Source organism: Anabaenopsis tanganyikae CS-531, assembly GCF_029891675.1.
In the GTDB taxonomy this organism is placed as follows: Bacteria; Cyanobacteriota; Cyanobacteriia; order Cyanobacteriales; family Nostocaceae; genus Anabaenopsis; species Anabaenopsis arnoldii.
In genome coordinates this window covers 20,460-47,068 of record NZ_JANQDF010000006.1, presented here as the reverse complement: position 1 = coordinate 47,068, position 26,609 = coordinate 20,460, and the positions used below count along the sequence as shown (strand labels likewise).

At 40.6% G+C, this 26,609-nt stretch carries 20 protein-coding genes and 2 pseudogenes; 15 read left to right on the top strand and 7 right to left on the bottom strand.

Annotation, left to right across the window (positions count from 1 at the left end):
- From NWP22_RS00790 to xth, 5 genes are all read right to left on the bottom strand, one after another.
- The coding region (locus NWP22_RS00790) for a DUF4347 domain-containing protein (protein ID WP_280801399.1) at positions 1-2,544 on the bottom strand (2,544 nt) is incomplete at its 3' end.
- 304 nt (positions 2,545-2,848) lie between these two features.
- Positions 2,849-3,100: a hypothetical protein gene (locus tag NWP22_RS00785; protein WP_271734686.1), complete on the bottom strand. Its 252-nt coding sequence runs from the start codon at positions 3,098-3,100 to the stop codon at positions 2,849-2,851.
- A gap of 463 nt (positions 3,101-3,563) precedes the next feature.
- Positions 3,564-5,060, bottom strand: a complete 1,497-nt coding sequence (locus NWP22_RS00780) for a beta-barrel domain-containing protein (protein ID WP_271734685.1) — start codon at positions 5,058-5,060, stop codon at positions 3,564-3,566.
- A gap of 105 nt (positions 5,061-5,165) precedes the next feature.
- Positions 5,166-6,041, bottom strand: a complete 876-nt coding sequence (locus NWP22_RS00775) for an SDR family oxidoreductase (protein WP_280801398.1) — start codon at positions 6,039-6,041, stop codon at positions 5,166-5,168.
- 37 nt (positions 6,042-6,078) lie between these two features.
- The gene (gene xth / locus NWP22_RS00770; RefSeq protein WP_280801397.1) at positions 6,079-6,861 is read right to left on the bottom strand and encodes an exodeoxyribonuclease III; all 783 of its coding nucleotides are present in this window, start codon (positions 6,859-6,861) and stop codon (positions 6,079-6,081) included.
- Positions 6,862-7,293: 432 nt separating this feature from the next.
- On the opposite strand from xth, the gene NWP22_RS00765 reads away from it, so the two are divergent.
- The 5 genes from NWP22_RS00765 to NWP22_RS00745 all read left to right on the top strand — a co-directional run bounded on the left by NWP22_RS00765 (position 7,294) and on the right by NWP22_RS00745 (position 11,301).
- On the top strand, positions 7,294-7,581 hold the full coding sequence (locus NWP22_RS00765; protein WP_271734682.1) for a glycosyltransferase family protein: 288 nt from the start codon (positions 7,294-7,296) through the stop codon (positions 7,579-7,581).
- A gap of 127 nt (positions 7,582-7,708) precedes the next feature.
- Positions 7,709-7,897: a hypothetical protein gene (locus NWP22_RS00760; RefSeq protein WP_271734680.1), complete on the top strand. Its 189-nt coding sequence runs from the start codon at positions 7,709-7,711 to the stop codon at positions 7,895-7,897.
- A gap of 68 nt (positions 7,898-7,965) precedes the next feature.
- Complete coding sequence (locus NWP22_RS00755) at positions 7,966-8,997, top strand: zinc-dependent alcohol dehydrogenase (RefSeq protein ID WP_271734678.1); 1,032 nt, start codon at positions 7,966-7,968, stop codon at positions 8,995-8,997.
- 175 nt (positions 8,998-9,172) lie between these two features.
- Positions 9,173-9,835, top strand: coding sequence for a type II restriction-modification system restriction endonuclease (locus NWP22_RS00750; protein WP_271734677.1), 663 nt, complete (start codon positions 9,173-9,175; stop codon positions 9,833-9,835).
- On the top strand, positions 9,832-11,301 hold the full coding sequence (locus tag NWP22_RS00745) for a class I SAM-dependent methyltransferase (RefSeq protein ID WP_271734676.1): 1,470 nt from the start codon (positions 9,832-9,834) through the stop codon (positions 11,299-11,301). Before NWP22_RS00750 ends, NWP22_RS00745 begins: the two co-directional genes overlap by 4 nt.
- 94 nt (positions 11,302-11,395) lie before the next feature.
- On the opposite strand, the gene crtD is transcribed toward NWP22_RS00745, so the two are convergent.
- On the bottom strand, positions 11,396-12,910 hold the full coding sequence (crtD, locus tag NWP22_RS00740) for a C-3',4' desaturase CrtD (protein WP_271734675.1): 1,515 nt from the start codon (positions 12,908-12,910) through the stop codon (positions 11,396-11,398).
- A gap of 162 nt (positions 12,911-13,072) precedes the next feature.
- On the opposite strand from crtD, the gene NWP22_RS00735 reads away from it, so the two are divergent.
- Together NWP22_RS00735 and NWP22_RS00730 are read left to right on the top strand one after the other, a co-directional pair.
- A complete protein-coding gene (locus NWP22_RS00735; protein WP_271734691.1) occupies positions 13,073-14,347 on the top strand; it encodes a M16 family metallopeptidase in 1,275 nt (424 codons plus the stop codon).
- A gap of 7 nt (positions 14,348-14,354) precedes the next feature.
- A complete protein-coding gene (locus tag NWP22_RS00730; protein ID WP_271734673.1) occupies positions 14,355-15,215 on the top strand; it encodes a fructosamine kinase family protein in 861 nt (286 codons plus the stop codon).
- Between the two features lie 57 nt (positions 15,216-15,272).
- On the opposite strand, the gene NWP22_RS00725 is transcribed toward NWP22_RS00730, so the two are convergent.
- Positions 15,273-16,139 carry a helix-turn-helix transcriptional regulator gene (locus NWP22_RS00725; protein WP_271734671.1) on the bottom strand — a complete coding sequence of 289 codons (867 nt, stop codon included), beginning with the start codon at positions 16,137-16,139 and terminating at the stop codon, positions 15,273-15,275.
- Positions 16,140-16,236: 97 nt separating this feature from the next.
- Between NWP22_RS00725 and cas3 the strand changes: the two are divergent.
- The 8 genes and pseudogenes from cas3 to cas1 form a co-directional block, all read left to right on the top strand.
- Positions 16,237-18,422 (top strand): annotated as a pseudogene (gene cas3, locus NWP22_RS00720) (type I-D CRISPR-associated helicase Cas3').
- Positions 18,423-18,686: 264 nt separating this feature from the next.
- Positions 18,687-18,932: a hypothetical protein gene (locus NWP22_RS00715; protein WP_271734669.1), complete on the top strand. Its 246-nt coding sequence runs from the start codon at positions 18,687-18,689 to the stop codon at positions 18,930-18,932.
- Positions 18,933-19,177: 245 nt separating this feature from the next.
- Positions 19,178-22,528 carry a type I-D CRISPR-associated protein Cas10d/Csc3 gene (cas10d, locus tag NWP22_RS00710; protein ID WP_271734668.1) on the top strand — a complete coding sequence of 1,117 codons (3,351 nt, stop codon included), beginning with the start codon at positions 19,178-19,180 and terminating at the stop codon, positions 22,526-22,528.
- Positions 22,529-22,597: 69 nt separating this feature from the next.
- Complete coding sequence (gene cas7d, locus NWP22_RS00705) at positions 22,598-23,608, top strand: type I-D CRISPR-associated protein Cas7/Csc2 (protein ID WP_271734667.1); 1,011 nt, start codon at positions 22,598-22,600, stop codon at positions 23,606-23,608.
- 5 nt (positions 23,609-23,613) lie between these two features.
- The gene (gene cas5d / locus NWP22_RS00700; RefSeq protein ID WP_271734666.1) at positions 23,614-24,321 is read left to right on the top strand and encodes a type I-D CRISPR-associated protein Cas5/Csc1; all 708 of its coding nucleotides are present in this window, start codon (positions 23,614-23,616) and stop codon (positions 24,319-24,321) included.
- Between the two features lie 107 nt (positions 24,322-24,428).
- Complete coding sequence (locus NWP22_RS00695) at positions 24,429-25,040, top strand: 2OG-Fe(II) oxygenase (protein WP_271734665.1); 612 nt, start codon at positions 24,429-24,431, stop codon at positions 25,038-25,040.
- A 125-nt stretch (positions 25,041-25,165) separates the two neighbouring features.
- Positions 25,166-26,017 carry a CRISPR-associated endoribonuclease Cas6 gene (gene cas6 / locus NWP22_RS00690; RefSeq protein ID WP_271734664.1) on the top strand — a complete coding sequence of 284 codons (852 nt, stop codon included), beginning with the start codon at positions 25,166-25,168 and terminating at the stop codon, positions 26,015-26,017.
- Between the two features lie 334 nt (positions 26,018-26,351).
- Positions 26,352-26,609, top strand: a pseudogene (gene cas1 / locus NWP22_RS00685) (CRISPR-associated endonuclease Cas1); the annotation flags it as partial.

Here is a 26,609-nt window from a genome sequence, read left to right as displayed (position 1 = left end):
GGTTCCTGTGACTGGTTTCCAGTACCCATAGTCGCTGTAGTCCGCTGTACTCAGGTCTATGGCAGTGTTATTTAATCCTAGATATTCGTATACTTTCCCTGTGGCTGCTTCTCTGACTCTTTCCCCAAATTTCAGGGTTCTTTGCCCTTCGTTGCTGTTATAGTCGGCGGGGATGAGGTTGTTGATTCCCCCTTGTAATAAGGCGGCTCCGCCGTCGTTGGTGGTAATGCTAGAGGATACTATTTTGCTGTTGCTGTGTATGCCTATGTTGTCTTGGGCTGTGATGTCTGTTTTCCCGCCAATGACACCGCTGCCTATGCCATTCTCTATGTAAGCTGCTACTGTTGTGCTGACTCTGTTGCTGGCGAGGATGCCACTGCTTGCCATACTACTAGCTCCATACAGAGATGAGGCAGTAGACTCGGCTGCGTTGCTGACTGTGGCGTTGATTTGCGCTGCTGATGTGGCTAAAATAGATAAATCATCAGCAACAGTAATTGTCACATTTTTCAAGTATGCTTGGACATCTGCTGATTCCTCTGTTATCCCCGCACTGGTTCCTATTAAGTCATTTAGTGTCTTGTTAAACCAATCACTAAGCCAACCAATGGCGTTAAAAGCTATGGATCTTCCTAGTCCAACTCCATCTACGGGTACTAGTGATTGAGATTCTGCAAAGGCACTGATTTGAGCTGTAGCATCAATGATTGAGGTGTCTTGTGCTTGGATGACAATATCCCCAGTGTTCACTGTTTCTAAGGTACTGTCTTCAATGTATGCCCTGGTGTCACCTAATATGGAGTTGGCTGAATATGTTCCATCAAGTTGAATATTGACAGAAATAAGGGGAGTTTGTGAGCTACTATCAGTGATTTGTGTCGCGGGAGTATTGGCTATGGCTTGCTGATTTTTCTCAGCTTTGAGGTTAATATCGCCATCAATAACTCTGATGCCAGATTTTTGAATATACGCTTGTGTTGTACGGTTTAAGGTATTTACTGTTGCTGACCCAGTAAATCCTAATTGCCCTAAACCTGTGTTTATGTCAATGCTAATGCCTGGAGAAATGGCAGTCGCTTTGGTATTATCCTGTGCTATCAGGGATAATCCCCCATTACCAATTTCTATATTATTACTATCAGTTATATAGGCTTGAATATTTCCGGCAATTTCATTAACTACCTGTGATGCTTGTCCTTTGATGTTAGCATCACTTTGAGCTTTAACTGTGAGTGCGGCTGATTGAATGGTACTATTACTAATCCCAATCTCCACTTGTCCCTGGAAACTGTTATTAATAGATATACCTTGATTTTCTGCGGTGATGGTTGTATTTTCTTGAGCTAAAATATTGATATTGTTGGTGGCAATAATGTTGCTATTGCCAATGTTGACTGTGGCAACACCATTGATAGTATTTGTTGCTAGGCTTGCCGATGACTCATATTTACTTGCTCTAATTACCTGTAAATCCAGATTACTGAGATTTAGTGTGGCGTTATCTAGCTGAATAATTGCTTGTTCGCTGGTGTCAATACTCTCAGAAATTAATGTTCCTTCCGTTTGCGTTATCCCACTGAAATTTCGGGCGGTAATTCCCCCGGCTAAGTTGATTTGTGCTGTGGTTATTCCTGCTGCTATGTTGGCGACGGCGCTAAAGGTGATGTTTCCCGTGGTGGTAATTTGCCCACCAGTGTTGAGGGAAATTTTCTCACCTCGCAGAATGAGGTGAGCACTACCTAATTCTATGCTGGAGTCAATGATAATTTCATCATCGCCATCTAGAGTATCTATGGTTAATGACTGGGATGGTTTATCAAAAGTAATACTGGCAAAGGTTGGTATTTCTCCTATATCAATTAAGGTTAATTTACCGGTATCATCTGTTGTTAATTTAAGTTTGTCTCCTAAGTTGGTGAGAGTAATTATGGTGTTAGTGGAATCATTATTGTATAATGGTTCTGGGAGTAAGAGTCCTGAGTAACTGCTAAGTGTTTCCGTATTAAATATGGAAGCCACTTCTCCCGTTTGAAATTCCAGCAGCCAATCACCACCTAAACTTGCATTTCCCGTTAGGTTATCTGATGCTGCTACATCTGCCCCTGTAATTTCACTAATATTTTGTACGAAAGATTCGCCTAATTCACCGGCCGCTACATTGCATCCATAAAATAATAAGTCACCTTGTGGCAGTAGCGTTTCTCCCCAGCCACTTAGCGCATCTTTGTAATTCCATAAGTTATCGTGAGACAAAAAGGCACTACCTAGCTGTAAAGCACCGGCTTGACCATGACTGAAAATATGGATGGCATCTAAATTACTGTAATCTCGTAATTTCTCGGTAATTTGGGTAATGCCACTGTAATTGCTATCTAAAGCGATCGCCTGGATATTTGCATCCAAATTCTCAATTACTGATTGATAATCATATAACTGGGAATCAACAAAGGCAATTTCTCTGATGGCAGGATGGAAAGGATCTTGACTCTGAGATAATGGATATTCTGTATTAAATGGATTAGTGGTAGGTTGGATGATATCCATAATAAAATAGTAATTAAGTTGATGATTGTGATTTGTATTAGTATTTGATATGGGGAATTATCATCGGAAATATACCGAATTGTCACCAAAAACATTGTTTTTGGTAAATACCCCAATTGATCTGAATAAATTTAATTAAAATTAAACAAGTTACCTATAGAAAGAGAGCCGAACCTCTTTCTAGACTTTCTCCGTCAATGTGTTCTTAATGCTGATTTTATTTAGGCAACTTGTTTAAGTGGAACTACTTGATCATCACTAGTGAATCAAGAGTTAATTAAACTGCATTAAAAACACCTAATTTTTATGTAGGAGCGTTAGCAATTTGTACTTCTTTTTCGTCTTGTGCCTTGGTTTCAGATTCCGGTTGTGTTGCGCCAGTCATACTTTCTAACTGCTCATTAGTAACTTCCAGATTCACCATAGTAGTTGGTGCATTATTGAGAAACTCAACTCCAGTTGCTACCTCACGATATGGACGATTTAAGAGATAGTTGAGTAAGGCATCACGCTGTTCTTGTGTAATTAAGTATACTCTTTTTTGAACCTGTGGCATAAATAACTCCTCCTTTGTTGATACAATGACTAAAGTTTTGTTTAACTTGGTCTAACATGGAAGAATATCGCTTACTCCCCATATTCCTGATTGTACAATTTACATCAAAAGTTTTTTATTTCTAAGTAATTGTAATACTAATTTAGATTCCGAGATATGTCTTTCACAAAATTAAGGTAATTGCTGAACGATGTGGGATTATCGCTACGGATACGGATGTCGAAACTCAACAGTAGTGGTCTGGGTGTGACTATTAGGGTGGTCTAGGGTGTGTTGTCCCTGAATACAACGCATCATAGTCAATTTTAGTAGCCTTGGGACTAACGTTGATAACACACCCTACCCAAATCAAAGGTTTTTGCACTGGGGTGTACACCCCAGCCCCTTTGTAATTTACTTCGACTTGTGTGTACATGGTAGGGTGTGACTGGAAAGAAAAACTTCTGTTAGGCGTGGGATGAGCTTACCTGACTGAGAATGCTTGACTAAATCTCCGAGTTACAGGCTCAATAATAAAAGTTAAAACTGACTTTTGACGAGTGACAATTTCACCATTAGCAACCATTCCAGGAGTAAAAGCCACCTTTTCGCCCTGGACATTTATAGAATGTTGAGTTAGCTGTATTCTGGTGGGGAAAACTAAACCCAGTTCCTCATCTATAATTGCATTAGGACTAACTTGGACAACTGTACCATCAATGGTGCCAAATTCCTGAAAGGGAAAAGTTGCCATTTTCACTTTTGCAGTCATACCTGGACGAATAAAGCCAATATCACGGTTACGAACTTTAACTTCTAATAATATTTCTTCCCCTGTAGGTAAGATTGACAGTAGCTCTTCACCGGCCTGTACTGGGCCGGGGGTGGCTTTAACTTTGTAGATTGTACCTGTAACTGGGGCTTTGATAGTTTCCCCTGCTTGCTGTTTTGTTGCTTGTTCAAGTTGACCGTTGATATTGCTGAGTTCTTCTTGGCGCTGTTTGATTTGGGTTAGAATTTCACTTTGGCGCTCAGAGGCTAAACGCTGGGACTGTTGGCGAACTCCTTGATAGGCTTGTTCTGCTTGACGCATTTCTTGGGATTGGGCGGCAATCTCTCTTTTTAAGGATGCTATTCTGTCTTTAATCTCAGTTAATCTATTTTGGGCATTAATTACTTCATCCTTTGCTCTGGTCATGTCTGTATTGGCGCGATTTAATCTTTCTTGCGCCTCTAAGTAGTCAATTCTTGGTAATGCACCCGGAGCAATCAGAGTCCGGAGATTTTCTTCTCTTTCTTGAGCGATCGCCACATTTTTTTCTATTGAAATAACGACATTTTGCGCGTTAAGTAAATTAGTTTGGGCATTTTCAAAGCTGCTTTGAGCGTTGACTAGGTTTTCTTGTAAGCGCAGAGAGCGTTCTTGTATCTGTGCAATAATTGCTTGTTGGCGATTGGCTTCTGCTTGGGTGACAGCTTGACGTGCTTGGTAATCTGCAAGGCGGGATGCTAAAAGTTCATCTTGTAGTTTTGTCCCAGTATCTGTAGTACCAATGCGTTCGGCTTCTAAGCGCTGTAAGTCTTGAGAGATTAATTTTGCTGATTGGGTGAGGCGATTAACATCTGTTTGCTTCAATTCTGGGTCACGTTGAATCAAAACTTGATCTTTAATAACGTGATCGCCCTCTTGTACCTTGACTTTGACAATAGAGCCTCCAGTTAAAGATGTTACTGGTCGCACCTGTGTAGAGGCGATTAATTCCCCCGGTGCGATCGCCACTTCATCTATTTGAGAGAAATTTGCCCAGGCGATCGCTCCAAATACCACCAAGCTCAGTGTTCCTGCCAAAACCCTGGTATATAGTGGGGGCAATTCCTGTACAGCCTTACCCACTTCATAAGATAGTTGGTCTTCTGGTTTAGCAAATTGTTGTTTTGTTTGACGCGCTTGAGCAGCATTTGCGAGTAAGGAATATTTCATAAAATTTTAGATTATGGGGGAATGGGGAATGGGGAATGGGGAATGGGGAATGGGGAGTGGGAAGTTTATTCTTCCCTAGTTCCTGATCTCCATTCACCCACTAATTCAAACTGCAAGATAGCGGCGCAGAAAATTCTCTAAAGTTTCTAAGTGAAAATTGAAAATCCTCTCTAAGTTAGCTATTTCATCTTTTCGACAGAAAAATTCATTGGCCAGCAATGTGCGATAAGTTCCTAGAGCTTGTTGTGCCTGGGTATTAAATAAACCCAAGGTAGACCGTAACCCATCAACAACGAATAGGGGAGAATGAATGACTAAAGGTTCCTTATTGAAGACGCGACTAAAAATGCTGGGAATATCCTCACGCAATAAAATCTCCGGACCTCCCACTGGTAATATTTGGTTGCATGCGCCCTCAACTCTGACTGAATCCACTACTATTCTGGCTAAATCATCAGTACTAACAACCGAACTACGGTTTTTAGGATCACCAACGAGCAGATAAAAACCTGTTTCGCGAAACTGTTCTGCCAATGGTAGTAAATTCGATGCTAATCCAGAGGGGCGTAAAATTGTGTAATTCAAGCCACTAGCTTCTAAATATTTTTCTACTGCTCTTTTGGCTTTGAACACGGGAGCATCTTCATAGCCTCGTTCGGCTCCTAATACTGAGATAAAGACAAAGTGCTTAACTTCATTAGCTTTTGCCTGATCAATGAGTTCAATGTTGGCGCGATAATCCAAATAGAGGGAGTCACTATCAGAACCGTGGGCGCTGATAATGTAATCTACACCGCGACAAGCTTTTGCAATATCCTGGTCTTGTCGCAAATCACCGATGAAGATTTCTGCTCCTCGGTGTTCTAACTCGTTATAACGGGAAGTGAGGCGGACAAATGCTCTCACTGACTTTTCTTGTAAGCGTAGGAGTCGCACTACTCGGCGACCAATTCCTCCCGTTGCTCCAGTTACCAGAAACATAAGGATTTTGGGTGATGAATTCCATCTACACCCTAATCTAAAATTCGACAATTACAGGAGTGTGGTCGCTAGGTTGGGGCAATTTTCTGGGGGTAGGGTCAATGATGCAGCTTTTGGCGCGTTCATAGAGTATTGGGGTGAGATAATGATGGTCAATTCGCCAACCCATATTGCGCCTAAAAGCTGCGGCGCGATAGTCCCACCAACTATAGTGTCCTCCTTGGGTGGTAAACTTACGAAAGGCATCAGCAAACCCCAAATCTAAGATATCTCGTAAAGACTGGCGCTCTGGTTCGGATGCCATGATATGATTGTCTGTATTAGCTTTTTCATGAATGTCTTCGGCAGCTAAGGCAATGTTAAAGTCACCACACATACAGAGTGCAGGTTGTGAAAGTAAAAGGGTGTGTAAATACTCCCTTAGCACCGTCAGCCAGCGCAGCTTAAGCTCGTATTTTTCGCTGCCCACGGCCGAACCATTGGGGACATAGACATTTACAATCCGAATACCATCAATGACTCCTGTAATCACGCGCTTCTGCACATCCCATACTGGGTCAATATTGGGTAGAATTGGTGTGAAACCGGCGGTAATATTGCTAAGTGGTTGACGACTAATCATCGCTACACCATTATAAGCTTTTTGTCCCGAAAAATAAGTATGATAGCCCAATTCTTCTAAAGGCGATCGCGGAAAGTCCGCATCTACAACTTTTGTTTCCTGTAAACAGAGGACATCAATGGGATTTTCCCTTAACCAAAATATCACCTGTTCCAGGCGAGTGCGAATTGAGTTTACATTCCAAGTGGCAATTTTCATTTTCTTATGGAAAAAAATATTAATTTTTGATTAGTTTTGGCAGGAATTATTTTACATGACTCTAGTTAATCTATTTTGGTTAACTTATGGTTAATAAAAATTACAAATATCTGAGATTTTTAGTATGAATAGCTACACCAAATATTATTCTGTAACTGCCAATACAAAAAATACTAACTATGGCATGATCCCCAAGGTAGATGCAACCAGTCTCAATTCAGGTATATTCTAAAGACATGGCTGCTAATTAGCCATTGTTGATCTGGGAAACTCTCTTGGTAATGGTTAATTATACCCTTAACTAACATCGGCTTCCCAAAGGTTAATGCGGTCAATTTATATCAGAAAAAGTAAGTACGAATTTTCTGTTTTGAGAAGCTGATGTAAATACTTATTCTGAGTAATTCTTCACCACGTAAACCGAAACAACTGATGAAGATCGCTCAACTCGTTCCCCGAAGGGAAAGAGTTCCGCTTTGGTATCAACTCCCACCGCCCACATCTTGCACAATCCTTATTATCCGAGATACTCAAAAAGTATTTACCTACTATCGCCAGCAACCTTATGTCAGTATTAGCAAAGCCGGTCAGCGAATTAAACTTAACTATGTCGCTACTTATAAAGGTATAGAAGCTCAGGATTATCCCTTCATAGTCCAACCAGAAAAATCCTATTATCTGGCGTTTTTAGGCCGCTTTTGTGTTGGAAAAGGGTCTTAAACAGGTGATCGCCATTGCTAAACAAACTGGTTGGCCTTTGAAAATAGTTATTTAGATACAGATCAGCTCAGATTTTAACTAAAAATTTTTTTCCAACTTTTAAACAACTTTACTTGAGGAGGATCCTATGAATATGATGTCTAACATCTGTCCGTGTTGCGGTGGTTCCCTCCTGCGTCATATCCGTCATAATGAATTGTATTGGTTTTGCCAATCCTGTCGCCAAGAGATACCTATGTTAACTGTAGCTCGTGTGGTTCGTACGACCGGTGAAACTCACCATGAGGCTGTACCTCAAACTACACTCAGAGACTAGGGAGAATTTCTCATTGTCTGCCACAATCTGATAAAATCAAGTGTAAATAACTAATTAGGTTCCAAGCTGTGTTAGCAGCATTACTCTACGGTCAAGAAGATTTACGCTTAGAACAGGTGGCTGAACCCACCCCCACCACTGGTGAAGTGGTGATGAAAGTGGGTGTAGCAACCACCTGCGGTACAGATTTAAAGGTTTGGCGGCGTGGTGGCCATGCCAAAATGCTGCAACTCCCCACCTTGTTTGGTCATGAGGCTGCAGGGGAAATTGTGGCTGTGGGTGCTGGTGTGAGAGATTGGCAAGTTGGCGATCGCATTGTCGCTAATAATTCCGCACCATGCATGAAATGCTTTTTTTGTCAACGACAGGAGTATTCTTTATGTCCTAATATCACCTGGAATAATGGCACTTTTGCGGAATATCTGAAAATCCCTGCGGCAATAGTACAATATAATATGTTCAGGGTTCCCGATGAGTTGCCTTTATCCTTAGCATCTATGACCGAACCTTTAGCCTGTGTTTTGCATGGTGTGGCTCGTTCTGATGTCAAACCCCATGACCGGGTGGTTGTGTTGGGAGATGGGGCGATTGGGTTGATGTTTGTGGCTGTATTAGCTCAGACATCACAAGTTATCCTGTGGGGAGGTAATGACCACAGACTGAAAATAGGTCAACAACTGGGAGCAACACACACATTTAATTATCATCACATCCCCGATATTCCCGGTGTAGTGAAAGAACTTACTCAGGGATGGGGTGCTGATGTGGTAATTGAAGCTACTGGGGTGCCAACTGTCTGGGAAACCGCCATCACTTGCGCCCGTCCTGGTGCAACTGTGAATTTATTCGGTGGTTGTCCCCGAGACACAACTATTACAGTTGACACAGAAAAGTTACATTATAGTGAATTGACCTTAAAAGGGGTATTTCATAATACACCGGAATATGTGCGGGCAGCCCTTTCACTCATAGCTAGTGGTAAAATACCTTTTGAATTGTTAATCAGTCAAGAGCGATCGCTACAAGACCTAGAACAGGTGTTTTACCAGATGAAAGCCCGTGAGGTGATTAAAGTGGCTATGATTCCTGGTCTTCCCTAAGACAAACCTATATTTGATAGGTAAAATTTATCACTTATATTGTTTTGGCAGTAGCACAACAGTCAAAGTAGGTAGGCGGGGTTGTCAGGATAGCCACACCACAAGATTTATGATATTAGGATATTTACTGGATCGACCAGAAATGCCGTAATTAATATTGTTTTTTGCTTCAACCATGAAAATTTTGACCATAGAAACCCTATGTACTGAAGCTGCAGTGTTTTCAGTCGCTGAGTCTAGACACCCAGAACCATTACTTTACGGTGTTACTGATGGGAAAGCAATTGGAACATATCTAGAGCAGAAATTTAAGCTCTATCTCAAACAGAAGTATGATTTTGTTCAGGGTAATTCAGCTAGTGGTATTGACTTTCCCCAGTTATTAGTTGATATTAAAGTCACAAGCATTAAACAACCACAGTCATCGTGTCCTTATAAATCTGCAAGACAAAAGATTTTTGGACTGGGATATGGACTAATCATCTTTGTTTATGATAAGACAGACAACAGTACAAATCAGACTGCAAATTTAAATATTCAGCACACAATTTACGTCAGTACAGAAAGAACGGCAGATTTTCAGATGACTCGTGGAATTCGGAGCATCTTGGAAAATCAAGGTAATAAAGATGACTTGATTGCTTTTATGTATGATAGAAATTTGCCTGTTGATGAAATTGAAGCATCTAACATCGCAGACGAAATCCTGCTTAACCCTCCCTTGCAAGGATTTTTAACTATTTCTAATGCCTTGCAATGGCGACTACAATATGGAAGAGTTATTGAGCGTGCTGGACAAGAAAAAGGCATAGTTGCTGTTTACAGGGCTAACCAATGATTCAGACTGGTGATCAGACAAAAATAGAATATGGAGATTTCCAAACCCCGGTGGAACTCGCTCAAGAAGTATGTCAGCAGTTGATAGAAATTGGTGTTAATCCAGATGTGATTATTGATCCTACTTGCGGAGTTGGTAATTTTATTAAGACTGCTGCACGTTTATTTCCATCAACTAAAAAGATTATTGGAGTAGAGATAAACTCAGATTATTTACAGAATGCACACACGGAAAAACTATTTTTAGAAGATAACAGGATTGAGCTTAAAAATGCCAACTTCTTTGAGTTTAATTGGTTATCATATGTAAATAAATTGCATGGAAAAATTCTCGTGCTTGGTAATTTTCCCTGGGTGACTAGTTCGCAACAGGGAGGAATTGGTGGCACAAACCTACCCAAAAAAAGTAATTTTCAAAATCACAGAGGCTTGGACGCTATAACTGGTAAGAGTAACTTTGATATTTCCGAATGGATGCTAATTCAGTCTATACAATGGCTACAAGGGCGTAATGCTTACCTAGCAATGCTTTGCAAAACTTCCGTTTCCAGAAAGTTATTGGGCTACCTTTATTCTAATAATCTTAATTTGGCTGACTGTGCAAGTTATAGCATAGATACAAAAAAGTATTTTGATGCATCTGTGGACGCCTGTCTATTCTTCTGTAAATTTGATTCAACCTCTAAAAACTACTGCTGTAATGTATTTAGTAGTTTGAGAAGCTCAGAATATTATACAATAGGTTATCGCCATAATCTCCTCATAAGAGATATAGTTTCTTTTGAAAAATTCAGTCAACTATATGATGTCAATCATCAAAAGAAATGGCGTTCTGGGATTAAACATGATTGCTCGAATGTCATGGAGTTGCGTAAAAATAATAATATTTTTGTAAATGGACTAGGAGAAACTGTTGATATTGAAGAAACTTATGTGTTTCCTTTAATTAAAGGTTCGGATGTGGCTCAAAATCGTATAAAAAATACTGATCGATATCTCCTAGTGACTCAGAAATTTGTTGGTGAATCAACTGACTCTATAAAACATTTAGCTCCTAAAACCTGGAGTTATTTAGAGTCTCATGCAAGTTATTTAGATAACCGCAAGAGTAAAATATACAAAAGTAATCCCAAGTTTTCTATCTTTGGTGTTGGTGCGTATACTTTTGAACCTTGGAAAATTGCAATTTGTGGTCTTTATAAGAGGTTAGAATTTCGGTTAATTAGCCATATAGTTAGTAAGCCTGTCGTTTTTGATGATACTGTTTACTTCCTGAGTTTTGATAATGAGGAGACTGCACACAAGACCTTTGATATGTTGAGTTCTCCATCGGTAATCAAGTTTTATTCATCTCTGATTTTTTGGGATGAAAAGCGACCAATTAAGTCCAGCATCTTAAACAGCTTAAACCTAACACTTGTAATGGAAAAGTTGGATGCAAAATACCTAAAAATGACAAGACTATGAGCAGGGACTGGAATTAGATATGTTGGTTTTTGCAATTCAACCACAGATGAACACAGATACGTAATGTTAACTTCTAACTAGAAATCTGTTAATTCTAAAATTCCGCCTGAATTTGTCTAACTACTGTCAGCGCTGAGTAACTGACCCCAGCTGTACCTTCTCCTGGATGAGTCGAGTCACCAACTAACCATAAATTCTGGATGGGTGTACGATTGGCAAAACCAAAGGGGCCAAAGGTGGGTATTCTTTGACCAATACCACCAACCATACCCCGATCGCGCCCTGTGTAATGAGCAAAGGTGCGGGGTGTAGCAGCTTCTACATGAATAATGGTTTCTGGTTTGAGGTAGAAATATTGGCCAAGACGAGCGATCGCATCTTCTGTATACTGTTGTTTTAACTGTTGATAATTCTCACCTTGCCACCAGGGTGTAGGATCGACAAATGATGAAGCGATAATTGTGGCTTTACCTTCGGGAGCGCGTCCATCTCCGGGGTGACTCACGGAAACAAACAAAGAATTATTTTCACCAATCGGGCCGTTAACATCATACAAAAATTGTAAATGGGGGGGACAACCGGGGGGAATAGCACTTATATCTACCCCTAAATAAACCACAAAAGCTCCCGAAGCTGGGGGTAATTTTTCCACACGCTTTTGATAACCAGCAGGGGCTTTTTCTCCCAATAGTTGCACTAAATTTTGCACTGTGACGTTAGCAACTACATGATCTACTACTTCTGTCCAGACTTCACCTGTTTTCTGGTTTCTAATGACTACAGCATTGGCTTGATCATTTTTTACCTGAATTTGTTCCACAGTATGGCGCATTAATAACTTACCACCATCTCGTTCTAAGGATGTCACCAGGCGATCGCTGAGTACCTGCATACTACCCTGGAGATGGAATAATCCTTGGGGTAATTGAGAGACACTCAACGCCGTTGCAGCATAGAGTAAAGCTGTCTCCTCCGCACTCACCTGGGAATACAGTTTTAATTGCAAATCTAAAAACGTCCTCAGACGCTGGTCCTTACCCAGTCCATAAAACCTTAAAGCATCACCCACAGTAAATAATGTATAGGGTACTGTAATGAATGTACTAGGACGCACCGCTTGAGCTAGTTGCCATAAATCCCACAAATTACGCGGTGGTAATACTGGGTCACGCCCTTGAAATTGCCAACTAGCCTCAAATAACACAGACATCATCTGCCAAAAAGGTTCGCTACCGGGAAACTGTCTTTGGCGTTCCTCTTGCCATTTCTGGGGGTCACGCCAAACATTAATCGGTGTACTTTCTCCGGGTAAATACACAGCACAAGCAGGATCACAGGGTGTCGCATCTGGTAAGTCTATAGCTAATTCCGAGAATATGCGGTGATGAATTCCCCCCGGTTCTAACCCAGCAACCTGAGTCGCCCCCACATCAAAGGTAAATCCTTGACGTTTAAATGTAGAAGCACAACCCCCCGGAACTAAGGCCTGGTCGAGAACTAAAACACTGTAACCCCGATGGGCCAATAAAGCCGCCGCAGTCAGTCCGCCTATACCTGCACCAATAACAGCAACGCGGGATTTAGTTTTGTGACTAGAAATATTGGTCATTGATATTTATCTTTATAATTCTTAATATTACTACTTATAATTTTACTTCATCTGCGAAAAAAAAGCCGCGTGAAATTCATCACCTAAACAGTTTCCTCAAGATACAGATGAAAATTAGTAGATAAGATGAAAGAGTAAAAAGCTGTGACTCTCCTACCACCCATGACCTCAACTCTGGCAAAATTCCCTCGGATAAACGCACCCACACTCCACCAATTACCCAATGGTTTAACCATAGTCGCAGAGCAAATGCCAGTAGAAGCTGTAAATCTCAGCTTGTGGATCAAAGTAGGCTCGGCGGTAGAATCTCATAGGATTAATGGCATGGCTCACTTTTTAGAGCATATGGTTTTTAAAGGCACCGACCGATTAGCAAGCGGTGAGTTTGAACGTCGAATTGAAGAACGGGGTGCTGTGACTAATGCAGCCACTAGCCAAGATTACACTCATTACTACATAACCACTGCTCCCAAAGACTTTGTAGAGCTAGCGCCATTACAAATAGATGTAGTCCTTAATGCCAGTATTCCTGACGATGCCTTTGAACGGGAGCGTTTAGTGGTTTTAGAAGAAATTCGCCGTTCTGAAGATAATCCCCAGCGGCGGACATTCAGAAGAGCAATGGAGACGGCTTTTGAGCATTTACCTTATCGCCGTCCAGTATTGGGACCAGAAGGGGTAATTTCTCAACTGCAAGCCCAACAAATGCGCGACTTTCACGCAACTTGGTATCAACCCCAGTCGATTACCGCTGTGGCTGTGGGTAATTTACCCGTAGAAGAATTAATTGCAACTGTAGCTGAGGGATTTAGTCATAGTCAACACAGAACAATTAATACTCAAGAGTTAAGAGTTAATCCTGAACCTGCGTTTACAGAAATTGTGCGTCGGGAATTTGTCGATGACAGTCTTCAGCAAGCACGTTTAGTCATGGTGTGGCGGGTTCCAGGGTTGGGACAGCTAGATGATATTTATGGGTTGGATGTTTTGGCGGGTATTTTGGGACATGGACGCACATCCAGACTGGTGCGAGATTTGCGGGAAGAACGGGGACTGGTAAGTTCTATTAGTGTTAGTAATATGACTAATCAGTTACAAGGGACATTCTATATTACCGCTAAATGTGCTGTGGAAAATTTACAAGCTGTGGAGGAGGCGATCGCCCAACATATCCGTATACTACATACAGAGTTAGTTTCAGAAGCAGAAATTGGTCGGGTGCGGCGGCGGGTAGCCAATAGGTATATATTTGGTAACGAAACCCCAAGCGATCGCGCTGGTTTATATGGTTACTATCAATCTATGATAGGAAAGTTAGAACCTGCTTTTAATTATCCCTATCATATTCAATCGCAAGATACCACTGACTTAATGCGATCGGCAAAACAGTATCTTTCTCCCGATGCTTATGGGGTAGTGATCTTAAAACCCTACTAATTTCAAAATGTGGACTGAAATTGATACCCATATTAGCCAAGTCACCGGCAAAAAATTTCAAACTCAGCGCCAGCGAGGTGTTAGTGGTGGCTGTATTAATCAAGGTTATGCTATTTCTGATAGAGATTTAACTTACTTTGTGAAGCTAAATCAAGCATCTCAAGTGGGGATGTTTGAAGCTGAGGCCCTGGGCTTACAGGAAATACTAGTTACAAATACCATTCTTGTACCTCAACCCATTTGTTGGGGTACTGCTGGTAACTATAGCTACCTTGTCTTGGAATGGCTGGAAATGGGAGGCGGTAACGGTAAATGGGAAGAAATGGGGCGCAAACTAGCCGCGATGCACAAAGCCATTAGTAGTAAAGGTTTTGGATGGAAAATTAATAATACTATCGGTTCCACACCTCAAATCAACAGTTGGACGGGAGACTGGGCAGAATTTTATACCAAATATCGTTTAAATTATCAATTTCAATTAGCTAGGCGACGGGGGGGTAGTTTTCCTCAACAAGATGGACTACTGGCGGCTATTCCTGATTTATTAGCCGGTCATCAAGTAGAACCATCCTTAGTACATGGTGATTTATGGGGTGGGAATGCTGGTTTTACTGTGTTAGGAGAACCTGTGATATTTGACCCAGCTACTTATTTTGGCGATCGAGAAGTTGACATTGCCATGACAGAATTATTTGGTGGGTTTCCCCCTGGGTTTTACCAAGGTTATAACCAAGTGTTTCCTTTACAGCCAGGTTATCAGCAAAGAAAAACCCTCTATAACCTCTATCACATTCTCAATCACTTCAATTTATTTGGCGGTGGTTATGGTTCTCAAGCCAATCGGATGATTGCGCAGATTTTAGGATAAATTTCACTGGAGAGTCGAAGACCGCTGAAGGTGGGGATGATGTTATGGGAGTGGGATTTAACTTGTGGTTTCAATATCGTATAACTTGCAGAGGTTGCGAACTTTTTCCTTGAGGCGATCGCGCACATTCTCAGGTAGAATTACTACACAGTCTGGACCGTATTGCATCACCTCCCGGCTAAACCAAAAGGTATTTGATACCGTCCTCACAACTCGGCGAACCCCTGGCTGATCTGCTAACCATTCATTGATGTGATCTTCCGGTTTTGCTTGATAACCAAAAGCCAAGCCGCCAAATATATGTATTTCCACCTCTATTGTATCTAACTGAGAATGCCAATTACCAGGGATGGAGGTTACAGCCGCATCTGTAATTCTATCTAAGCGTAAAGTCCAGTTATGAATCAGCTCAGGGATATCAGAGTTTCCTTCTGTTTCCTCACACCAGCAGTTAAGATATTGGCGCTTTTCCTGGGGGGTAATCCGAGCATGGCGCACCGTAAAATTCAGTACGCGCCCTGCTGCATCTTGGTAGGAAAGCTGAAATGGTTGCTGTCGCAGGATGTAGTTATCTATTTGTAACCGCCAAGGTGGGGGGAGATTTTCTAAAAAAGCTTGTATTTCCGTCCGCAATGGTACTGACAGTTCGCTGCGTTCTAGAAGCAAGTTAGCAATAATTTGGGCTTGTTCTACTTGTCCAATGTCGGTTAATGCACCTATACACCGATGTAATGCTCGAATCCTGTCTTCTGTCCAATTGTTATTGTTACCAATGCGTAACTTACGTTGGGCTATGGCTTCTATGAGCTTGGATATGTTCGGGCGATTTCCCCACATCATACCAAATTGCAGAGCTATGGCTTCCAGTTCTGCTTTATCCCGCTCCTTTAAAGACAGAGTTATAGACTGACCTTTCCGACTCATATTTGTACGGACACTTTTATCCAGATATATCTTGCTAACATCTATTTTGCATGGCATGATCAGAAATAACAACAGTTTACGGACACTATTTAAGTGAATGTCGGCAGATTGGAAAATTACTCTCAAGCCTGTTTATTCTCAAACCGTCCCCACACCTGACGGCGTGAAATTACCTGAAAATTGGTCACTTTCTTGGCATCAATTAGCTACCTTAGAAGCACTACGGGATTCAAATATTGACGTAGTGTTCAACACAGCCATGACAGGGGACGGTAAAAGTTTAGCGGCTTATTTAGAAGTGATTCAAGGTCAATCTTCCGCCATTGGACTTTACCCAACTAACGAACTTGCACGAGACCAAGAAACACAAATTAGAGGATATATTGCCCAACTTCAACCAGAAAATGAGCCGCGTGTAGCCAAATTAAGCGGGGCTGACTTAGAAATCTATGCTGAAAATGAAGGACTAAAAAAAGCGGCCGCGATTGCAACTCTCGCAAATCAAAGAGAAGTATTACTGACTAATCCTGATATCTTTCACTATTTGCATAGAGGTGCTTATATAAGTCCGGTTGATAGCCCAGATAAATTATGGGGTAGCATTGATAAAGATTTTGGCTTATTTATTTTTGATGAATTTCATGTTTTTACAGCCCCCCAAATTGCCAGTGTAATTAACACAATGTTGTTAATTCGCTGTACAAATCGGCGTAAAAAATTTCTCTTTCTCTCAGCTACACCAGATCCAAACTTAATTAGCAGACTGCAACAGGCAGGATTTCGCTGTCAATTTATCAATCCCATTGCCGAAAATAAATATCAATTTCCTGCCACACAACAAGAAAAACAGCAACTACAAACACAGGGCTGGCGACAGGTAGCCAGAACAATAACCCTCAATTTTATTCCTTTAGAACCTAGTTCTAAAGCTTCGGAAAATTGGCTCAAAGAAAATAGGGAGTTAATTTTATCTCAGTTTAAAAATTATCCTGGTAGTAAAGGAGCAATTATTCTCAACTCCATTGCAACAGTCAAGCGTTTAACGGCATTTTTTCAGGAATTTTTGCAACCTTATGATCTAACAGTAGGAGAAAATACAGGGCTTTCTGGAAAGGAAATAAAAGAACGCAGTCTCATGGCTGATTTAGTTATCGGTACCAGCACAATTGATGTAGGGGTTGATTTTAAAATCAATTTTCTGATGTTTGAATCATCAGATGCAGGTAATTTTATTCAACGGTTGGGGCGGTTAGGTAGACATGATGGCTATGAGAAAGATGGTCAAATGATTAAGTTTAACCACTTTACAGCTTTTGCTCTTGTGCCTAACTTTTTAGGAGAACGTTTATTTCAGGGAGATTCACCACCCTTACAGGTAGATGGTACGTATGAGCGCCCATTTTTTCACAGCATAATTAATGATAACTATAGAAAAATCAATGATTTTAATGGTTATTATCGCCGCTGGGGTACTGTACAATCATTTTGGCTATGTTACCAATTGAGCGATCGCACAATTAAACAACAGTATGCCCAAAGCCGACAACAATTTCAAACAGCCTGTGAGCAAGTATTTAACAACAGCCTCAAATCCATAGCTGAAGATATTAAGCAATGGGCGGGAGACTGGAAAGCAATCTCAGGTAAATCAGGTAATCCCATTGCTGAAGAAGCTGCTAGTTTTCGGGGTTCTAGTCCCTTGCAATGTGGGTTGTATGACTTAACGGAAGAAAACCCAGCAGACAGGTTTAAAACCTACGATTTACCAGGTATTTTGAGCAATTTAGACATTGAAATGTGGACAGAGGCAGGATTTATGCGGACACTCGCAGAAACCGCACAACGCACAGAGCAACCCATAGCCAAAGGTAGATTTGCTCATTGTCTCGCATTTATTAAGTTGCGTTCCTACCGTGAGGAACGACTGAACTGGAAATTTACCTATCCGGGAGACTTACAACCAATAGCGGAGACTGGGAAAGTTCAGGTTTTAACTGGGGTGGAAATTTCCCAACCCGACAATAAATGGATCAGTGCAATTAACAAACGCCTGAAAACACAGGGTTTAGTTGCTGACATCATTCGTAGACCCGTGTCAGAAGTGCGGATGCGGTTACGACTACCAATGCACTTTCAGATTTACCCCATTTGCGACCAGTACAGCGTTCATGATGCTACTGCACCTTATGCGATCGCTTTTGGTCAGTCAGCACTGTTGCTAGATACCCTCACCTATACGCCCATAACTTGAAAAGCAAAGGAGATGAAATATGGATTGTTTAAGGTTTCTATCCCTGATAGGGATTGTTGAGAAAAAAAGCTTACGGTTTTAAGCACAGACTTATTCTTTTCAATCCCTAATAGGGATTAATTAAGTGGTTACGTGCTCGTAAAGCTTTATCTGATGGAAGTATTTCATAGTCAGGTTGAATATGTCAAGAGCTTTTAGTGTTGAATACGTCTAAGCTTATTAAAATCAGAAAAATTCCTTGACAACAGGTTTCGTTTTATGTAGGTTCAAAACTATACAAATGCTGATGCGTAAATATGTCCAGTATTTGGGCTGCCATGACCATAGGTGTTAAGGAGTATGATATGCCCGTCAAATTAAAAAACCTTGAGAAATTAATTGCAATTCTTAAGGATGGTAAATGGCATTCTAGCGATGAGCTAGCAGCAAATGTGAGTTTCCGATTTGGACACACCATATTTGAAGCTCGTAGAAAAGGCTACCTAATTGAAAAAAAACAAGTTGCTCATAACCAATTTGAATATAGGTTATTAACCGAGTAACCAATGTCATAGACTATCCGATAATTTCTCTACAAGAGGAAAGCACCAGCTTGCGGTATTAAGCTCAGGCGTAAGCAATCTTAATCCCCAACAGCTTGGCTGATGCTTGAATAAGTCACTTAAAAAGCCACATCTTAAGACAGTAAGTTTTACTCCAGCTTTCCTCTTCACAAACTATAAAACCCAATCAGTAATATCTTCCTTACCTGCAACCAATAATTAGTCAATTTGATTATTTGTAGATCATGAATAAAAAAACTCAAGCCATTGCAGACAATCAGCAACTAGATTTATTTGACAATCAAAATCAAGAACTAGAAGAATTAGACGATGATTTGTTTAATCAAGACTTTGGTTTTGATGGTGATTCTTCAGACCGTACCATTGAAACTCAGGGTGAATTACTCACACTTAAACTATTGCGAGAAGCAATTCAGGCGGAAAATCCTCATGACCCAGTAATGGCTGATTTCGCTGAGTATGTTTTACCCAACCTCCTAAATATAGCCATTGGTGTTACAGCCAAAGGCGGTAAATTCTTTGATGAAATTGACCACGAGCGAGCAGTAGCAGGTAAAACTAAAGTTCGGCGAGATAATGCTGCTGACCAATCATTGAATACACATTTACTCAATGGTTTATTTCCGGCTAACTTAATTGAAAAGCGGTTACAACAACTTGATACCACAGTCCGAAGACTCGTTAAAGAAAAAGAACGCCGATTAGTAATTGCAGGCTTTATTTTACATGACTTTGAAAAATTTCCCGATGTCCCAGCAGACTGTCGCCAGTTACCCGTAAAAGAACAGCGCCAAATTATTGATCAAAAAATTCACCAGTTAGGACTTGATAAGTTTATTAACCCAGATAACTGGGAAGCCTATCAGCAATATTTAGATGATTTATTGTGCATAGCTTATAATGCACAACGACGCTGGGATACTAACTGGAATTTTTCGGAATTTGGCTTAAATCCCGTTCTCGAAGATCGCACTATTAAAAGTTTGTGTTATTTAACTTGTTTGGCTGATTCCCTGGCCTCAATTGTCAAACATCCCCAAGATGCGGAACATAACCGACTCAAAGAGATTCTGCATAAATTAAGTGATGGAAAACTAAAATTTACCTATCACAGTATTGCTGAAAATAGAGGTGTTTTAACTAACGTAGTTAATAATGCTTTAATTGACGATCATACCAGTGTGAACACTTATGAAAACATTTACTATCAACCTTTACTGTATTTACCCACAGGTGTAATTTATCTAGCATTGCGTAATGCACCGCCCATTACTAAAGAAAATTTATCAGACCGTGTAGTTAATAGTATTAAGTCACTGTGTGCAGGTCAACTGCGTCTGCGACAAACAGGATTTAGTCGAGATGGTAAAGGGATGAAATATGCGGAATATTACAATTTATTCTTTGAGCATTTAGGTTTAATGCAAGTAGCTTTAGATGCTACATTAAGGATATTAAACTCTAATAAATCTTCTGTTGCTCAAAGTCGCAGTGAAAATCTGATTAAATTTCAGCAACAAAATGTTTTATCTGCTGACCATGACCTCACATTTAAAGATGATATCCGCATCGACCAAATAGCGGAATTTGGTGATTTAGTCACCCGTAAGATTTGGGAAGAGACCGTTAAGCGCATTGATGCTGCGAGAAAGAAAGATAAAAAACTACCAGCATTACCAGATTTAGACTTAACCCACAAAGTCGCGGAGTTGTGGAATTTAACAGCATATTTACCCGCAGTTCGGGAAATTCAACGCATTAACGAAAGTCTGAAGGAAAATAAGTTAAAAGGAAATACTGGGGGAGTACCTTATGAATGGTATTATTTAGCGGCTAAATATTTAGAATCTCATCCGGGGATTGAAAACATCCGCGAAATTTGTCAGCAAATTATCGATTACTTATCAACCTTGATTTCCCCGCTGATTTCTGAGTATGAATTACCCGATGGTTGGGAGGATTTAAGACTGTGGGTAAATCGCGTCGTCATGTTGCCAAATAGCAAGCAACAAGTATCACCTGTAGCTGAAAGTCAGACATTTTTAGACGAATTAAATAGTTACAATGCTGCTAAAAAATCAGGAAGAGGAAAGCAACTTATTTGCTCAATTTCTCATTCAGCTTACACCGTGACTGAGCAAATGGAATCAGCAGTTTTATTTACACCCCAAGTTTATACAAATAAACAAATGTTGGGGGGTTCCAACGCCAAGCGGAACATTTCCAGTATTGCGGGTGTGGAAATGATGCTCAGGCAAATTTTGATGAATCAAACTCAAGCAGTTGGTAAACGATTTGAAGAGGGAAAATACCGCTATCTCTATTTTTACCCAACTTATTATTTCACCCCAGAAACTAATAAGTTTTTACAGAAAGCATACAATGGTATTGCTCAAACTCGCTTTGATACTACCATACGTAATCATTTCATCAGCAAGGATTTACAGGCAAACTTAGAAAAAGCAAATTATCAAAAGGTAGATAGCTTCATCATTGATGAACATATCCAGGCTGGAAAAAACCGCACATTTAAGCTTTCTTATCCTGAAGATCAACCCTTAACATTTTATTTTATGGCACTCCCCCCAGGAAAGGATAGCACCGACACTGAATCTTGGATCATGCCGAGTTGGTTAGCCTTTGCTTTTCCCATGATTCTAGATGTAAAAACAGTGGTTTCTGAGTCGCCAATTCCACCTTTTAATGATGGTGCTGAATTTGAGGAAAGCGTTTTCTTAGATAGTGCGCCCCATGCTTTCCGTGCCTTAGTCAAAAGGGATAGATTCCGTCTTGATTACATTTTAGAAGGTTGGGAAGAAAACAGTATTGAATACCCAGCACCATTAAATGTGTTAACGGCGGCTTATGCTATTCATTTAGATGTCAACGCTAAACAAGGTAAAACTGGTTACGATGCGAATTGGGGTAAATTTGCAGAACTATCTAAGGATTTTGAAACCAGTCCTTTGTATGTTTTTGCTTATCTCAATCGCTGGGTGCGTAACCAAGGAGTAGAAACAGCCCGAATCGAAAAACTTAGGCTTTATACCTATCATTTTTACCCTTGTTTTGACCCTCATGTGAAATTTGATCAAAATATGGAGCAGTTAATTGTGGGAGAACAATCAAGCTTAAATCATCCGCAAAAATTAACAGATTTGTACCGGAAATTTTACCGCGCTAATAAGCGTTATAACCCTAAATCTAATGCTGTGTTGAAACCCATAGATATGGCATCTGAAACTATTCTTAAAGCTGAGTCTAGTGTTTTTCAGGGAGAAACATTAGTAATGGCGGTGGCTGCGGAAGTGTTTAAACTCATGGACCGTGTTCATGCTTCTACTGCTGAAGGACGTTGGGTAACTAGTAACCGTGAACAAGAACGCCAAGCTGTTGTAGATTTTTCCAGATATTTTGTTCAGGAGGTATTTGAGAAATCATTTGCAGGCGATCGCGCTCGTTTAGCAGGTCGTCAAATCAATTTAATTCGAGATACTTGTGAGTTCCTTTACCGCCTTGCAGATGACAAAGAAAACGCCGAAAAATATCCCGAAAAAGATGATGTAAATGAGTAATTAGATATTTCCATTAACCCAATTTCTAACCCAATATCAAACACATTCAATTCTCTGGAGAGATTAATCATGTCATTGTTGAAAACAGTTCCTTCAAAACTATTCCAAGCTGCAATTCCCTACAAACCCATGGGAAAATATGCCCATTTTCTCACTGTCCGCATTACAGAATCTTATCCACTTTTTCAAACAGATGGAGAATTAAATAAAGCCAGGGTGAGAGCTGGAGTGAGAGATAAAGCCACAATCAGCCGTTTATCAATGTTTAAGCGCAAACAATCTACCCCAGAACGTTTAGTTGGTCGGGAATTACTGCGTAACTACGGCTTGATGACTGCGGAGGAATGCGAATATAACGTTAATTTCGCTATGGATAATCCTGATTGTATTATTTACGGTTTTGCCATTGGTGACTCTGGTTCGGAAAAATCTAAGGTAATTGTAGATACAGCATTTTCAATTACCCCTTTTGATGAATCCCACGAAACTTTTACCCTCAACGCCCCCTTTGAAAATGGTACAATGGCATCCAAGGGGGAAAATGGTTCTAAACCCGGTGAAGTTACCAGTCGTATTAATCAGCAAGACCATATTAGACCGCAGGTTTTCTTCCCTAGTATTGTCACCCTCAAAGACCCTACAGAGGCGAGTTTCCTTTACGTTTTTAATAATATTCTCAGAACCCGCCACTATGGAGCGCAAACCACCCGTACAGGTCGCCTGCGTAATGAGTTGATTGGTGTTGTATTTGCAGATGGAGAAATTACCAGTAATCTCCGTTGGACTCAAGCAATATATGACCAAATGAAAGCCCAAAATACCATTCATCCTCCTGAACCTTTGGATGAGGATGATGTAATTACTGCTGCTAAAAGTGCAATTGAGGCTTTAATGGCTGATGAATTTATTGTACATACTGATTTTATTGGTGATGCTTTTTCACCTCTGCTACAGGAAGTTAAGACCCTTACAGGTACAGAAACAGGAATTAAAGCAATTTTAGAGAAAGCTGATGGGGAAGCCAAGGATTATGCTAAAAAGCACATTAGCAAAAAGAAAACAAGTGCTAAGGCTAAGTAACCTCTATGACCATTATCTATCAATGTCAATTGGAACTACATGATAGCCTGTATTTTGCCACCCGTGAAATTGGGCGACTTTACGAAACAGAGCCAATAATTCACAATTACGCCCTCTGTTACGCACTGGGTTTAGTTGATAGTGAAATCCACTCTACTACCGTAGCTGATGAACACTCCTATCGCTACTTTAGCCAGGAACAAGTACCAAAATATGAGGAGCATTTAATACCACTCAACCAGCAGAAAATTTACATTACTCCCGCTAGGGTTTTGCATCATTCCGCCATTCTCAACACCTGGAAGTATGCTAATAATAACTATCATGTCGAGATGGAGAAAACCCAAAAGAATATCCCCAGTTTTGGTAGAACTAAAGAAATTGCACCAGAAAGTCAATTTGAATTTTTCCTAATTGCTGAAAAACCAATTAAATTACCAAAATGGATCCGCTTGGGTAAGTGGATGAGTAAGGCTGAGGTGACAGTTACGGAGTTACATAACTCTCACACTACTGAGGGTTTATTTACTTGTAAATATCCTTTAAACCCTTTAGATGTCATGTTTACTAATCAAGTTATTAGCTATGATGTAGTAAATATGCCTCCTGTTAGTCTGATTCAAAATCTGCAAATGCGAGGTTTATACTATTACTTTGATGATATCCCAGGGTTAAAGCTTCCCGCTCGCATGGAATACCGTTTTGGGAGTTAATCAAGGTCGGTTTTAGCAATATGGAACCACAGATATATACAAATAAACACAGATGATTTATCTAATGTGGTTCCTAATTTTACTTTCTATCGCTTTTTAAACTCACGGTGAAATACTTTCAACAACAGCATAACGCTTTCCCAATGGAGTATCTCAATAACCTATGGGGAGAAATTCAGGCTTGTTCTTACTTTGCGATCAATAACCTTAACCGCGATTTTGTCGCCACTAAGGGATTTTCTCTAGTGTTTAGGCGATCGCACATCTCCACTGTAGAACAAAAATTCCCCTACTTCAAGCCCTACTTAGATTTGGCTCTCCAACCTAGTTGTAATGCTTTTTACCTCAATCCCTTACAGCTTCAACAAGGTTCCCGTGTAGACCCCCACATTGACCGCTCCTTGCGTTCTTACTGCAAAACCATAGAACCACCTATGTTTGTGAGTGTTCTGTATGTACGCTTACCTGAAGATATGGTAGGGGGAGAACTAGTACTCAAGTCTCATAAACGCCAACTGGGACAAATTAAACCCCAGGTGAATACTTTACTTTACTTCCAAGGTGATTTGACTCACTCCGTTAACGCAGTGCAAACCCCAGGAAGTCGGTTGAGCTTGGTTTGTGAACAGTATAGTTTAAGTCAATCTGAACTAGCAGAAATACCAGACTTTACCATTGAATCAAGAGCTACCAAGTCTAGCACAAAAAAACGCAAGTAAAACGCCCCAATAAAACAGCAAAGTAAATTGTTGAGTTTTTATTGACTTTGGCTATATCTCCCAATTACAAATTACCTTTACCTCACCCCTCCCCACCAAACACAAAATATTCCTAACTATTAAATATGCCTCATAGCTTAATTCTTAATCTACTTCCTTTGTCGCCTATCCCTCCCCAGTTTCTCACAGGAAGACATCTGCACGCACTATTTTTAACCCTTGTCAGTTCCGTAGACCGCACATTAGGCGATCGCCTACATAATCCTAGTGCTGATAAAGCCTTTACCCTCTCACCCCTACAAACTAATTTCCTTCAGGGAACTAGAGGAATGTCTAAACTACAACATACACATCAAGAAGCCATCCCCCCAGGAAAGCCTTGCTGGTGGCGCATCTCCCTGTTAGATGACACACTCTTTAGTCAACTTACCCAACTCTGGCTCAATCTTAACCCCAATCACCCTTGGCATCTAGGCCCCGCTGACTTGTATATTACCAGCATTCAAGGTACACCCCAATCTACCCAGCCTTGGGCTAATACTATACCCTATAGTCAATTATATCAGCAAGCCAGCGATCGCTATCGCAATGTTCACTTTACTTTCTCCACACCCACCGCTTTCCGTCAAGGAAAATATGACAGCACCCTCCCCACCAGAGAATGTATCTTTAATTCCCTACTTTCTCGGTGGAATAAATATAGTGGAATCGAAATTAGTCAACTTGTCCTAGAGTCAATATTCCCCTCATTCTTCAACATTCGTACAGAAATTGTCGCAGACTCTCGTAGTAAATTTATTGGATTTGTAGGAGAAGTGAGCTATCAACTCTTAGGAGAAATTGAACCTATAGAAATCAAAAAAATTAACGCCTTAGCTGATTTTGCCTTATATGCAGGGGTAGGACGGAAAACACCAATGGGTATGGGGATGATGCGGCGAACATATCAATCAAAATTAACCAAAAATTATGAATAATAATACCGAATATATCCAGATTGCGGCCTTGAACCAATACGCCTATTGTCCTCATCGCTATTGATTGATTTCGGTGGTTGAGCGAAGTCGAAACCACGATCCCCCCAATAGTCTCTAAAATCTCTTGCGGTTCTCTTAACCTCGACTTCCTCCCCCTTATATTGTTCCCTTCGACTTCGCTCAGGGAACATATTGATTTCGGTTTTGCTCCTACTATCAAATATTGTTTTACCCCACGCTAACCCTCCCCTTGTAAGGAGAGGGGACTGGATTTAATCAATTAAATGGGGTGAAGATGTGATGAAAATTACGGCTGAAAAATTATCAAACAACCTCTAACATTAACCAACTATCTCAGGCGATCGCATCCTTAGAAAAAGCCACATCAATTAATTCCATCAGAGGTTATGAAGGTGCAGGAAGTGCAGCATATTTTGGCTGTTTTAATCAATTGATTCGCGTCGATAACTTTAGCTTTTCCACCCGGAACCGTCGCCCTCCCACAGACCCGGTTAACTCACTCCTGAGTTTAGGTTATTCCTTACTCCGCCACGACATCCAAGCAGTTTTAAATATTGTCGGCTTTTACCCT

Bases quoted from the DNA above. Each gene is read 5' to 3' on its own strand.
- NWP22_RS00785 (WP_271734686.1), bottom strand. From the start codon at position 3,100: ATGCCACAGGTTCAAAAAAGAGTATACTTAATTACACAAGAACAGCGT.
- NWP22_RS00780 (WP_271734685.1), bottom strand. From the start codon at position 5,060: ATGAAATATTCCTTACTCGCAAATGCTGCTCAAGCGCGTCAAACAAAA.
- NWP22_RS00775 (WP_280801398.1), bottom strand. From the start codon at position 6,041: ATGTTTCTGGTAACTGGAGCAACGGGAGGAATTGGTCGCCGAGTAGTG.
- xth (WP_280801397.1), bottom strand. From the start codon at position 6,861: ATGAAAATTGCCACTTGGAATGTAAACTCAATTCGCACTCGCCTGGAA.
- NWP22_RS00765 (WP_271734682.1), top strand. From the start codon at position 7,294: ATGAAGATCGCTCAACTCGTTCCCCGAAGGGAAAGAGTTCCGCTTTGG.
- NWP22_RS00760 (WP_271734680.1), top strand. From the start codon at position 7,709: ATGAATATGATGTCTAACATCTGTCCGTGTTGCGGTGGTTCCCTCCTG.
- NWP22_RS00750 (WP_271734677.1), top strand. From the start codon at position 9,173: ATGAAAATTTTGACCATAGAAACCCTATGTACTGAAGCTGCAGTGTTT.
- NWP22_RS00745 (WP_271734676.1), top strand. From the start codon at position 9,832: ATGATTCAGACTGGTGATCAGACAAAAATAGAATATGGAGATTTCCAA.
- crtD (WP_271734675.1), bottom strand. From the start codon at position 12,910: ATGACCAATATTTCTAGTCACAAAACTAAATCCCGCGTTGCTGTTATT.
- NWP22_RS00735 (WP_271734691.1), top strand. From the start codon at position 13,073: ATGACCTCAACTCTGGCAAAATTCCCTCGGATAAACGCACCCACACTC.
- NWP22_RS00730 (WP_271734673.1), top strand. From the start codon at position 14,355: ATGTGGACTGAAATTGATACCCATATTAGCCAAGTCACCGGCAAAAAA.
- NWP22_RS00725 (WP_271734671.1), bottom strand. From the start codon at position 16,139: ATGAGTCGGAAAGGTCAGTCTATAACTCTGTCTTTAAAGGAGCGGGAT.
- NWP22_RS00715 (WP_271734669.1), top strand. From the start codon at position 18,687: ATGTCCAGTATTTGGGCTGCCATGACCATAGGTGTTAAGGAGTATGAT.
- cas10d (WP_271734668.1), top strand. From the start codon at position 19,178: ATGAATAAAAAAACTCAAGCCATTGCAGACAATCAGCAACTAGATTTA.
- cas7d (WP_271734667.1), top strand. From the start codon at position 22,598: ATGTCATTGTTGAAAACAGTTCCTTCAAAACTATTCCAAGCTGCAATT.
- cas5d (WP_271734666.1), top strand. From the start codon at position 23,614: ATGACCATTATCTATCAATGTCAATTGGAACTACATGATAGCCTGTAT.
- cas6 (WP_271734664.1), top strand. From the start codon at position 25,166: ATGCCTCATAGCTTAATTCTTAATCTACTTCCTTTGTCGCCTATCCCT.